The sequence below is a fragment of the Nocardia sp. NPDC047654 genome (assembly GCF_043205035.1).
Taxonomy (GTDB): Bacteria; Actinomycetota; Actinomycetes; order Mycobacteriales; family Mycobacteriaceae; genus Nocardia.
The window spans coordinates 97,912-109,098 of the sequence record NZ_JBIDDF010000003.1; the positions used below are offsets into that span (position 1 = coordinate 97,912).

The 11,187-nt window shown below is 69.7% G+C and carries 9 protein-coding genes; 7 read left to right on the plus strand and 2 right to left on the minus strand.

Annotated features, from left to right (window positions below; translation table 11 throughout):
• Positions 1 to 268: 268 nt before the first annotated feature.
• Together ACGF7Y_RS14030 and ACGF7Y_RS14035 are read left to right on the plus strand one after the other, a co-directional pair.
• The gene (locus tag ACGF7Y_RS14030) at positions 269 to 1,030 is read left to right on the plus strand and encodes a glutamate racemase (protein ID WP_040870185.1); all 762 of its coding nucleotides are present in this window, start codon (positions 269 to 271) and stop codon (positions 1,028 to 1,030) included.
• A gap of 426 nt (positions 1,031 to 1,456) precedes the next feature.
• Entirely contained in the window at positions 1,457 to 2,194 is a 738-nt protein-coding gene (locus tag ACGF7Y_RS14035; protein ID WP_393233361.1) for a DNA alkylation repair protein, read from the plus strand.
• Between the two features lie 70 nt (positions 2,195 to 2,264).
• Here ACGF7Y_RS14035 and ACGF7Y_RS14040 read toward each other — a convergent pair whose 3' ends face one another.
• On the minus strand, positions 2,265 to 3,320 hold the full coding sequence (locus ACGF7Y_RS14040) for a 2Fe-2S iron-sulfur cluster-binding protein (RefSeq protein ID WP_393233363.1): 1,056 nt from the start codon (positions 3,318 to 3,320) through the stop codon (positions 2,265 to 2,267).
• Between the two features lie 61 nt (positions 3,321 to 3,381).
• On the minus strand, positions 3,382 to 4,020 hold the full coding sequence (mftR2, locus tag ACGF7Y_RS14045) for a mycofactocin system transcriptional regulator MftR2 (protein ID WP_393233365.1): 639 nt from the start codon (positions 4,018 to 4,020) through the stop codon (positions 3,382 to 3,384).
• A 401-nt stretch (positions 4,021 to 4,421) separates the two neighbouring features.
• Here mftR2 and mftA point away from each other — a divergent pair, with 401 nt between their 5' ends.
• The 5 genes from mftA (at position 4,422) to ACGF7Y_RS14070 (ending at position 10,709) form a co-directional block, all read left to right on the plus strand.
• Positions 4,422 to 4,520 (plus strand): mycofactocin precursor MftA, encoded by a 99-nt coding sequence (mftA, locus tag ACGF7Y_RS14050; RefSeq protein WP_157107015.1) that lies wholly within the window; start codon positions 4,422 to 4,424, stop codon positions 4,518 to 4,520.
• A gap of 16 nt (positions 4,521 to 4,536) precedes the next feature.
• Positions 4,537 to 6,078: a mycofactocin radical SAM maturase gene (mftC, locus tag ACGF7Y_RS14055; protein WP_393233368.1), complete on the plus strand. Its 1,542-nt coding sequence runs from the start codon at positions 4,537 to 4,539 to the stop codon at positions 6,076 to 6,078.
• Positions 6,079 to 6,309: 231 nt separating this feature from the next.
• Positions 6,310 to 7,710 carry a mycofactocin biosynthesis glycosyltransferase MftF gene (gene mftF, locus ACGF7Y_RS14060; protein WP_040870178.1) on the plus strand — a complete coding sequence of 467 codons (1,401 nt, stop codon included), beginning with the start codon at positions 6,310 to 6,312 and terminating at the stop codon, positions 7,708 to 7,710.
• Positions 7,711 to 7,765: 55 nt separating this feature from the next.
• Positions 7,766 to 9,217 (plus strand): mycofactocin system GMC family oxidoreductase MftG, encoded by a 1,452-nt coding sequence (gene mftG, locus ACGF7Y_RS14065; protein ID WP_393233370.1) that lies wholly within the window; start codon positions 7,766 to 7,768, stop codon positions 9,215 to 9,217.
• A gap of 124 nt (positions 9,218 to 9,341) precedes the next feature.
• Entirely contained in the window at positions 9,342 to 10,709 is a 1,368-nt protein-coding gene (locus ACGF7Y_RS14070) for a GAF domain-containing protein (protein ID WP_357122328.1), read from the plus strand.
• Positions 10,710 to 11,187: the final 478 nt, after the last annotated feature.

The following is an 11,187-nucleotide window of genomic DNA, read 5'->3' on the forward strand; positions in this document are numbered from 1 at the left end:
TCCATGGGCCGGATCCATGGGCCAGAGCCAGGCCGGCAGCGGGAGATGAGCGCCAGGGCCGGACGAACCAGTCGCGTCGTCGGCCCTCGCGCCCGGGCGAGCACACCACTCTGTCGCGGACCGGACTTCGCGTGGCGTGCGCGGGCGAATCCGTGCAGCATCCGGCGGCACCGCGTCGTCGGCGGTGAGCCCGCCGTTGCCGTGGGAGACGTTCGCCTGGCCTCGAACGGCGTGCGGTGCTGTCACGGGGCTGTAATACGGTGGTGCGGTGATCGTCGCGCTCATCGACTCGGGTCTGGGGTTGCTGCCCACCTCCGCTTGGTTGCGCAAGTTGCGGCCGGATGTGGATCTGCTGCTGCAACTGGACCCGGACGGCGCGCCGTGGGGGCCGAAGCCGGAGGACTGGGTGGTCGAGCGGGTGGTGAACGCCGCGCGGACCTCGCTTCGTTCCGGGGCCGAGGTGATCGTCCTGCCGTGCAACACCGCCAGCGTCACGGCGCTGGAGCACGTGCGCGCCGACGTCGGGCCCGACGTGCCGGTGATCGGCACCGTACCCGCGATCAAGCCCGCGGCGGCCGTGTGCCGATCGGTGGCGGTCTGGGCCACGGCGGCGACCACGGCGAGCCGGTATCAGGCCGATCTGATCGCCAAATTCGGCGGGGAGGCCGACGTGGTGGGCGTGGCATGCCACGGATTGGCGGACGCGATCGACCGCGGCGATCTGGCCGCCGCGCACGACGCGATCGCGGGCGCCGCCGCGCGGACTCCGCCGGACGTCGAAGGCGTGGTGCTCGGTTGCACGCACTACCCCCTGGTGACCGACGCGATCGTCGCCGCGCTGCCGAACGGGGTCCGTCTGTTCGACAGTGCGCAAGCCGTTGCGGCGCAGACGATCCGGCGTATCGAGGCGCTGGGCCGCCCGAGCACCGGCAACGGCGAGGTCCGGGTGCTGAACAGCGGACGCCCCGGTGCGCTGCCCGCCAGCGCGGCCGCCTTCGAGTCGGGGCGTGTGCTGGGCGCGCAGGGATGAACCGCGGTCCGGCATCGCGCTCGCCGCGTTGACGATTGGCGCCGCGTTGACGGCTGGGTCGGCGTTGGTGGCTGGGGCCGCGTCGAGGGACGGGGCGGCGTTGGCGATTGGGGCGTCATTGACGGCTGGGGCCGCGTCGAGGGACGGGGCCGCGCCGACGACCGGGGCGGCATTGACGGCTGGGGTCGCGTTGGCGACTGGGGCCACGCCGAGGGACGGGGCCGCGCCGACGACCGGGGCGGCATTGACTGCTGGGGCCGCGCCGACGACTGGGGCGGAGCCGAGCGGCGGGGCGCCGTTGACGATTGGGGCGGCATCGGTGATTGGGGCCGCGCCGACGGATGGGGTGGCATCGGCGACCGGGCCCGCGCCGACGGACGGGGCCGCGTTGGGCGCACAGAGCATTCGGAACAGGAGCGTGGTTCGATGAGCGACTCGGTGACCGCGGCCGACGTGCGGACGGCTTTGCGGGAACTGGCGAATCCGGCCGACGCGACGCACTTGCAGCGGTTCTTCAAATCCGGGCCCGGTGAGTACGGCGAGGGTGACGTGTTCCTCGGCGTGCGGGTCCCGGTGAGCCGTGGTGTCGCGAAACGCTTCGCGGCGCTTCCGTTGGACGAGGTCGACGAGCTGCTCGACAGCGACGTGCACGAGGACCGGTTCGTGGCGCTGGTCATCCTGAACGCGCGCTTCGCCGCGGCGTCCCGGCCGCGCTCCTTCGACGACGCCGCGCGCGCCGCCATCGTGGAGCTGTATCTGGCGGCCGTGCGGCGCGGCCGGGTGAACAACTGGGATCTCGTGGACGTGTCCGCGGAGAACATCGTCGGCCCGTGGCTGCTGGACAAACCGCGTGACCTGCTGTTCCGGTTGGCGCGGTCCGAGTCGCTCTGGGAGCGGCGGGTAGCGCTGCTGTCCACCTTCGCCTTCATCAAGGCGGGTGATGCCTCGACCACCTTCGCGCTGAGCGAGCTGCTACTCGGCGATCGGCGCGATCTGATCCAGAAGGCGGTGGGCTGGATGCTGCGCGAAGTCGGCAAGCGCGTCGACCGGAGCCTGCTGACCGGATTCCTCGACCGGCACGCCCCGGTCATGGGACGCACCGCGTTGAGCTACGCGACCGAACATCTACCGCCCGAAGTGCGCGCCGAATACCGCGCGCGATAGTCGGCGCAATCGATCGGCTAATGGCGCCATTTCGGGCGAACGCAAAATTGCGTTCGAAATGGCGGATCGTTCAGAACTGGATCTTCAGGTGGTCGGTCACCGGATGCGCCTGGCAGCCGAGAATGTAACCGTTCTCGATATCCTCCGGGTCGAGGATTTCGGCGTTGTCCATTTCGACCTTGCCCTCCAGCACCGTGCACGCGCACGAACCGCATTCGCCTTCCTGGCAGGAATAGGGCACGTCCAATCCCTTGGCCAGCATGATGTCCACCAGCGTCTGCTTGCGCGGCCATTTCAGCTGGTGGACTTCGCCGTCCAACTCGACCTCGACCGTCGCCGCGGCGGCCGCCTCCTCGTCGGAGACCTCGACCGGCGCCTGGTCGGCGAACGGGTCCCCGGCCAGCGAGTTGAACACCTCGGCGTGCGTGCGGGTGCGCGGCACGCCCAATTGCGCGAGCGCGTCGTGTACCCGGTCCATGAACGGCTTCGGGCCGCACATGAACGCGTCGTAGCCGCGATAGGGGGCCACCAGGGTGGCCAGCGCGTCGGCCGTCGGCAAGCCCTGTAGATACTCCAGCCAGTGGATCACGGTGAGCCGCTGCGGGTGCTTGTCCGCCAGATCGCGCAGCTCACCGGCGAAGATCACCGACTCGTGGTCGCGGTTGGCGTAGACCAGCACGATGCGGCCGGTGCCGCGGGCCAGTGCCGACTTCAGGATGGACATCACCGGCGTGATGCCGCTGCCGGCGCCGAACAGCAGCAGATCGTCGTCCAGGTCCTTCGGGGTGAAGACGCCCGAGGGCGGCAGCACCTCGATCCGGTCGCCCTCTTTCACGTTGTCGCACACCCAGTTCGACCCGTAGCCGCCCTCGGTCCGCTTGACGGTCACCTTCGGGCGGTCGTCGGTGTGCGGCGAGCTGGCCAGCGAGTAGCACCGCGCCACCGAGCCGGTCCGGTCGCTGGGGATGCGCAGGGTGAGGAACTGTCCCGGCTGGTAGCGGAACTTCTCGGCCAGCTCGTCGGGAACGTCGAAGACCAGCGAGCGGGTGTCGGCCGTCTCGGTGATGACCGCGGACACCCGCAGCACGACCGAGCGCGAGCCGTGTGGAACCTCGACAGTCGTCATGTCGTCCTCTCGAACCTGGCACGGGCTACCCGCGACGCAAAAACTAGAACGTGTTTCAGTTTCATCGTACGTCGGGCGTCGCCCGGCGGACAAGCTGGGCCTCCAGCCCGGCGATCAGCACCTCCATGCCGAAGTCGTAGGAGTAGCGTCCGCGCAGGTCGCCGATGTGCCGCGTGGCCCGCTCGACCACGGGAGGCAGTGTGACGTCGGCGGGGGCGGAGCGGTCGCGCGGGTTCACCCGGCTGCGGCCGAACAAGTAGGTGTGGATGGTCGCGTAGGCGGCCAGGATGTTGCGGTCGCCGAAGCCCGCGTCGTCGAGGATGTCCATGATCGCGGCGATCAGGTCCAGCTGTTTGCCGAGCATCTGCTCGATGAGGATGTCGCCGAGGCCGGGATGCTTGCGCAGCTTCTCGTCGATCTGGTCGACCAGGTCGCGCAGCCGATGCTGCCACGACCCGGATTCGGCCGGTGGCGTGCGCACTCCGGTCAGCGCCGCGCTGGCGACGAGGTCCAGCAGCTCGCGTTTGTCGGCGACGTAGTAGTAGGGCGCCATCGGAGAGACGCCGAGTTCGCGGGATAGTCGCCGCATCGACAATTTCTCCACGCCGTCTTCGCGCACCACCCGCAGCGCGGCCTCGACGATCTCGGACTCCGACAGCGTTCGGCTCGTGGTGCTCGCGGGTCCTCCGTGGTTACGCAAGCTTCCGCCTCCAGGCCTGATGTTCACACCACTGTGTGCCGCCGCCCCCGTTCGCCTGCATTCGTCCGACTCCCATGCCACCTCTACCGCCGCGGGCTTGTGCTGCCCGTCACATTCTGTTCCGCTGCTTGCCATCCGCAGTCTAGAGCGCCGGGTATCGCTCCCGTCGCCGCCTGTTGCACTCGGCGGGCGGCGAACGGGCCGGTCGCGCGGGTCGAGCGGCGGCCGGAATCTCGGGCCGCGCGGATTTCGGTGACTGAAACCTGTTCTTTTGTCAGTTGATGACGTTATTGTGTGAGCACGAACTGCACCGAGCAGTTCGCACACGGATCGTCCTCGCGGAGGTAGCCATGCCGGAATACGGGTCCAACGGACACGCCGACACCGACAACACCGGACGGATGGAGACCGCCGCCGCGCGGTCGGCCGAAGAGGCGCCGCTGGTCGAGGAGAGCCTCATCGAAGAGGTGTCCATCGACGGCATGTGCGGCGTCTACTGACGGGCGGCGGACCACGATGCTCGATCTCGATACCCGCTGGCAGTTGCACCCGCGTGTGGCGCTGCGCCCGGAGCCGTTCGGCGCGCTGCTCTACCACTTCGGCACGCGCAAGCTGTCCTTCCTGAAGAGTCCGCGGATCGTCGAGATCGTCCGCTCGCTGCCGGAGCACGCGTCGGCCCGCACCGCCTTGCACGCGGCAGGGGTGCCGGAGGCGGGCGCGGGCGTCTATGTCGACGCGCTGACCCAGCTCGCCGATTCGGACATGATCATCGGTGCGCCGGAAGGCGCGCCGATGCCGGCGGCGATCACGAACGCTGCTCCCGTGGCGGGGGCTGTCGCGTCCGGTGGGGCGGTGCGCCTGGTTGATCGCTTCGAGTCCGGCTTGGCCGCGCCGATCTGCCTGACCTGGGAGCTCACCTACGCCTGCAACCTCTCCTGCGTGCACTGCCTGTCCTCCTCGGGCCGCCGGGACCTGCGCGAGTTGAGCACCGAGCAGTGCAAGGCGCTGATCGACGAGTTCGAGCGCATGCAGGTGTTCTACGTGAACATCGGCGGCGGCGAGCCCACGGTGCGCCCGGACTTCTGGGAGCTGGTCGACTACGCGACCGCGCACCACGTGGGCGTGAAATTCTCCACCAACGGGGTGCGGATCACGCCCGAGGTCGCGGCCCGGCTGGCGGCCAGCGACTACGTCGACGTGCAGGTGTCGCTGGACGGCGCCGACGCCGCGGTCAACGACGCCGTGCGCGGGCCCGGCTCCTACGCCATGGCCATTCGCGCGCTGGAGAACCTCGCCGCGGCGGGTTTCCGGGACGCGAAACTGTCGGTGGTGGCGACCAGGCACAACATCGGACAGCTCGACGAGTTCCGCGCCATCGCCGAAAGGTACGGCGCCACCTTGCGACTGACCAGGTTGCGGCCGTCGGGGCGGGGTGCGGACGTTTGGGACGAGCTGCACCCGACGCCCGATCAGCAGCGGGTGCTCTACGACTGGCTGCTGCGCAACGGGGAGGGTGTGCTCACCGGCGACTCGTTCTTCCATCTCTCGGCGTTCGGTCAGACGCTGCCGGGCTTGAACATGTGCGGCGCGGGCCGGGTGGTCTGCCTGGTCGATCCGGTCGGTGACGTCTATGCCTGCCCGTTCGCCATCCACGATCGATTCCGTGCCGGAAACGTCGTGGCCGACGGCGGTTTCGGCGCCGTGTGGCGGTCCTCGGACCTGTTCGGGGAGCTGCGCGAGCCCAGCGGCGGCGGCGCGTGCGCGTCGTGCAGCCACTACGACGCCTGCCGGGGCGGCTGCATGGCGGCGAAGTTCTTCACCGGGTTGCCCGCCGACGGTCCGGATCCGGAGTGCGTCCAGGGCTACGGCGAGGCGGCGCTGGCCGACACCGCGCGGATGATCCCGCGTTCGTCGGTCGACCATTCCCGCCGGGTCGCCCCTCGCGCGGGCGGGCGCAAGAGTACACCGGTCCCGTTGACGTTGAGCGCGACGCGCCCGGCCGGCTTCGCGCCGGAACGCCGTCCGTCGCGGGCTTGCGACGAGAGTCCGCTGGCCTGAGGCAATGAGGTTTGCCAAAAGTGTGCTAGCAGTGCGGTCATGGCTATCGTCCGGTCCGCGACCGGGCGATAGCCGTCGCGTTGCCGGATGCTGGGAAACGGCTGCCGGCGAACTCTCGGCATCGGGTGTGGCGCGGGCCGCTTCCGGTGGCGGGCCGGTTTCGCCCGGAAATCTGCCGTTTTTTCCGGACTGTTGATGTCTGGCCGCGAAAGTCCGCCTAGCATGCCAGGAATGCGCCATGATCGCCTGCCCGATGGATTCGGGGTGCGGATCGATCCCCGGGTACGCGCATACTCCGGCGGGCGGGTTCTGATCGGCGGTTCGCCGGCCAGGTTGCTGCGACTTGCCCCGGAGGCCGCCGAGATGATCGGCGACGGGTACCTCGAGGTGACCGGCCCGAAGTCCGCTGTCGTTGCCAGACGGCTGCTCGACTCCGGAGTGGCCAATCCCCGCCCCCGGCTGCTGCCGTCGCCGGAGGACGTCACCGTCATCGTGCCGCTGCACAACAACGCCGAGGGTCTGGCCCGCCTGCTCGCCGCGTTGCGCGGGCACAACGTCATCGTGGTCGACGACGGGTCCGACCAGCCGGTCCGGATCCCGCGCAACCGAGGTACCCGCTGCCGGGTGACCGTGCTGCGGCACGACCGCAAGCAGGGTCCCGCGGCCGCGCGCAACGCCGGCTTGCGCGCGGCGACAACCGACTTCGTCGCGTTCCTGGACTCCGACGTGGTGCCGCGCAGCGGATGGCTGGAGGTGATGCTCGGCCACTTCAGCGACCCGGGGGTGGCGCTGGTGGCCCCTCGGATCGTCGCGCTGGACCCGGAGTCCAACGCGCTGGCGCGCTACGAGCACACCCGCTCCTCGCTCGACCTGGGCAGGCGCGAGGCGGCCGTGCACTCGGGCGGGCTGGTGTCCTACGTGCCGAGCGCCGCGCTGCTGGCGCGGCGCAGGGCACTGCTGGAACAGGGCGGTTTCGACGAGTCCATGCACGTCGCCGAGGACGTCGACCTGTGCTGGCGGCTGGAGCGGGCGGGCTGGCGGCTGCGCTACGAGCCCGCGGCGCACGTGGCCCACGACCACCGGGTCCGCTTCCGCGCCTGGTTCGGCCGGAAGCTGTTCTACGGCACCGGCGCCGCACCGCTGGGCGATCGGCACGCGGGCACGGTGTCACCGCTGTCGGTGCCGTCCTGGACGTTGCTGGCCGCGTTCCTGTTCGCCACGCTGACCAAGTGGGGGCTGCTCGGCGGCATCGGCACCCTGATCACCGCGCTGGCCCGATTGCGGCGCGTCTTCGCCGAACTGGACAACCCCACCCGGATCGCCGCGATCTATCTGGCGCGCGGCTTCTTCGCCGGGCTCTGGCGTATGGCGTCGGCGATGTGCAGACACTACTGGCCGATCACGCTGGTGGCGATGGTGCTGTCGCGGCGCGTCCGGCGCATCGCGATCACCATGGCCCTCGCCGACGGCCTGGCCGACTGGTTCACCCACCGGGACGCGGGCGGCCTCGATCCCGTGCGCTACGTGGCCTACAAGCGTCTCGACGACATCGCCTACGGCACCGGCCTGTGGCTCGGCGCGTTCCGCGCGCGCAGCGTGGAAGCGCTGAAACCCACCACGCCCTCGCGCTGATCGACTCGTACGACCCGCGACGACCCTGGATCTTGGCTACTGAACGGGAGTCCGAATGGCCGACACACTCATCGTGGGGGGCGGTACCGCCGGGTGTGTCCTCGCGGAGCGGTTGAGCGCCGATCCGGCGCACGCGGTGCGGCTGCTCGAGGCCGGTCCGCTGTGGACGGGCCTCGACGCGATGCCCGCCGAGTTGCTGGACGCGGCGGCGTTGCCGATCGGTCCGGAAGTGGGATGGCTGTGGCGCTACGAGGTCGTTCTCGCCGAGGATCCGCCCGTGCCGGGAACCATCGTGCGCGGCAAGGTGATCGGCGGGTCCGGCGCGGTCAACGGCGGCTACTTCGTCCGTGCCACGGCGGCGGACTTCGAGGACTGGAGCCGGGTGCTCGGCGGCTCGGACACCTGGTCGTTGGACGCGGTGCTGCCGTTCTACTGCCGGACCGAGCGCGACCTGGACTTCGGCGATCGACCTTGGCACGGTGACGAGGGCCCGATTCCGGTGGCGCGCACCGCGGATCCCGCCCCGGTCAGTGCGGTGTTCACGGACGCCTGCCTCGCCGCCGGGTTCGCCGAGGTGCCCGATCTCAATGCCCCCGACAGCGGCGAGGGTGTCGGCGTCGTGCCGTGCAATTGCGACCACGGCAGGCGGATCGGCCCGGCCATCGGCTATCTGCTGCCCGCTCTGGCCCGCCCGAACTTGACGGTGCGCGGAGAAACGTTGGTCACGCGCATCCGTTTCGACGGGACGCGGGCGGTCGGCGTCGAGTGGCTCCGCGACGGCGAGAGCGGCGTCGAATGGGCCGACCGCATCGTGCTCTGCGCGGGTGCGATCGAGTCGGCCGCGCTGCTGCTGCGTTCGGGCATCGGCGACCCGCGGCAGCTTCGACCGCTCGGCATCCCGGTCGTGCACGCCGCGCCGGTCGGCGCCCGGCTCGGCGACCATCCGGAAGTGGGGATCTCCTACCTGCTCGACCTGGCCGAACCTCCGGCCGTCCCGCTGGAGGCCGTGCTCGAGGTCGGTGATGTCGAAATCCGCCCGTACGCCGTGTCCTTCACCCCCGGGGTGCGCAGGCTCGGCGTCGCGCTGATGCGCCCGCGGTCCTCCGGGACGCTCCGCTTGCGGTCGGCCGAACCGGGCGTCGCGCCGCTTATCGATTACCGATACCTCGCCGCGGAGGCGGATCGTGCCCGGCTGTGCGAAGCGGTGGCGACCGCGGGTGAGCTGCTGCGCCGGATGAACGCGCGGGCGGTCGATCCGATTCCGCGGACCGGGGATCTCGACGTTTGGTTACGCGCGAATCTCGCCACTTCGCAACATTTATCCGGCACCTGCCGAATGGGCCGGGAAAACGACGCGGCGGCTGTGGTGGACGAGCTGTGCCGGGTGCACGGAGTAACCGGGTTGTCGATAGTGGATCTGTCCGTCGTACCGGTGTCGCTGGGGCGTGGGCCGCAGGCCACAACCATGATGATCGCGGAAAAGGCGGCCGCGCATCTGGTCTCATAAGTGAAAGACGGTTAGGTCACAATTTGCCGGGGTCGGCTTCGGGTGTGACCTGGCGGACAAACCCGAACATCGGTCGGTGCCGCCCTGTATGCGCCGGTACAGTTTGGGGCGGAAAGAAAGGCAAATGGTCAGCAACATCGCAGGTGGGCGACCCCCACGGCCGGGCGTCGAGCCGGGCGCCCAACTCGGTGCGCTCGAAGTCTACGCCGCGCAGGCGCACGGATATCTCAGCGCGGGCGGCGATCAACTTGCCCGGCTCGCCGGTTTGTTGCGCCCCGCCGTGCTGGAGTCCTGGCTGCGCAGCGTGCGCGGCGGAATCGATCCGATGGACGCGGTCGACGGTCGCGGCTTGCGCGGGGCCGATTTGCAGCGCTATCTCCAGGCCCATCCGATTGCCGCCCTGATGCCGCTGATCGACAAATTGCTCGTACAGGACACGGCCAGAACGGGTTTGATCGTCGTGGTCGCCGATCAGTTCGGCCGGGTGCTCTCGGTGCACGGCGGCGCCGAGCAGGTCGCGGCCGCCGCGGAGATCGGCCTGCGCGCAGGCGACGATCTGAGCGAGCGCCGGATCGGCACGAATGCGGTCGGCCTGGTGGTGCGCACCGGGCGCGCCGCCTGGATCCACGGTCCGGAACATTTCCTGCACCGGATGCACCAGCTCACCGGCGCGGCGGCGCCGGTGCACGATCCGGACGGAAGGCTGGTCGGCGTGCTGATGATCGCGGGCGGCGTCCGCGTGGCCAAACCGGAGATCCTCGCGCTGGTCAAGGCCACCGCCACCGCCGCGGAAATGGACTTGCTGCTCACCGCGATGCGGTCCGGGGAGCGCGGAACGGGTCGCGGCCGACGCGACCCGGCGCCGCCGCACCCGGCGGGCAGGCTCGCGCTCGACGTGCTCGGCCTCGGGCAGCCGCAATTGAGCGTCGCGGACGATCGGGTGCCCTTGTCGCAGCGGCATGCCGAGATCCTGTTGCTGCTGGCCGAACATCCGGAGGGGCTCGGCGCCGATCATCTCGCGCTGCTGCTCGACGACACCGATCTGGACAACGGCACCATTCGCGCGGCCGTGTCCCGGTTGCGGGCGGTGGTCGGCCCGACCGTGTTCGGCTCCCGGCCTTACCGTCTCTGCGTTCCGGTCGCAACCGATGTGGAGGCGCTGCGCGCCGCGCTCGACTCCGGTGATGTCGATTCCGCATTACGGCTCTATGCCGGGCCGGTACTGCCGCGTTCGACCGCGCCGGGGATCATCGACATTCGCGACGAACTGCGGGTGCGATTGCGCACCGCGGTGCTGGGATCGGGAGACGCCGCCGCGCTGCGCCGGTGGACCGCTTGCCCGGAGGGGCGCGACGACGCCGCGGCATGGGCGGCCTACCGGGCCACGGTGGATCGTGACTCGCCGCTGTATGCGCAGATCGAGGCCAAGATTCGGGTGCTGGATCGCCGCCTCGGCGCCGATGCAACGCGAATGCAACGTTTCGGCTCATAATCTGCACAGCCATCGGTGTGTGAACGCTTCGCCGTGATCGAACGCGGTCGCGCGCCCAGGTCTGTCCTGGACTTCCGCCGCTGGTAGCCGCATTGGACGTCTGTCCAGAAGTTTTTAGTGCAAATAGTTCCTTTTTATTACCGAAGCGCCTAATGTTCGCACTGCACGGATGACGACCGTGTGACGTAGCTGACATAACCGTGGCGTCCGCTCCACGGCGATGACGTTGGAGGATCGATCGAACGCTAGGCGAGCACGTCGGCGGACGCGACGCTCGCCGCGGCGGTGACCACCCGGTCGCCGATCTCGCGTAAATCTGCCGAATTCCGCGCGATGCCCTTCGCATCGTTCGCGCTTCTCATCGAATCGCACGTGGTGTTCACGCCATGCGCCCGGACTGGGCAGCCGGGTGTAGCGGCTTGTTCGTGCTGCCCAAAAGCGTTCGGACAGCGGTTCTTTCGCCGAGTAGGAGGCTCTG